Below are 615 nucleotides of genomic sequence, written 5' to 3' on the forward strand. Positions count from 1 at the left end.
TCTTCGCCGTCTATGACGCCTGGCTCGACGAGAAAGACGCAAACGGTATACCCCATAACATCGGGCAGATGCCGGACACCACGCTAGAGCGACCCAATCCGAATAAGCCAGACAAGCAGTTCAATCTCGGCCATTTTATGTCCGGTCTCAAGCGGGACGGGCATGCCGACCCGGACGGTGAGATGGCCGCGATGCTGGCAGGAGAAGGCTGCCTCGAGGTCATCTACCTGAATGAGGGCGACACATCGAGATTTGATGGTTTGAGGGTGCCCGGGGAGCCGCCACGGAAGCCCCGGAAGCTAACGGCCGATCAGGAAAAGGCCAATCAGAAGCGGATCGCGGGGATTCAGCTTTGGGTGGGGCCAGATGGCAAAAACTCGGGCAAAATTCCCGCCGACGTAGAAGAGGTGGAGGATGATGCCGGGGGGGAGGTTTACCCCGTCGGGCAAGTATTCCAGGCTTTGCGGAATGTGGGATTTTCGTTTCATCAGGAACTCTTCGATGTTCTAAACGAGGGCGGTTTCCGGCCGAAGGTCATCCGCAACAAGATTCGAATCCCCCGAGACAAGAGCGTGCTTGTCACTGTTGCCGAGAAGGCAGAGAGGGACAAGGCGA

Annotated in this window: 1 protein-coding gene; it reads left to right on the forward strand. The window is 57.7% G+C overall.

Annotation, left to right across the window (positions count from 1 at the left end; all coding sequences use genetic code 11):
- Window positions 1-68: 68 nt before the first annotated feature.
- Window positions 69-615 (forward strand): hypothetical protein (locus ACLQ24_RS30075; protein ID WP_425895112.1); only part of this gene is annotated, 547 nt, incomplete at its 3' end.

This window comes from Micromonospora sp. DT4 (assembly GCF_049841675.1).
Lineage (GTDB): Bacteria > Actinomycetota > Actinomycetes > Mycobacteriales > Micromonosporaceae > Micromonospora.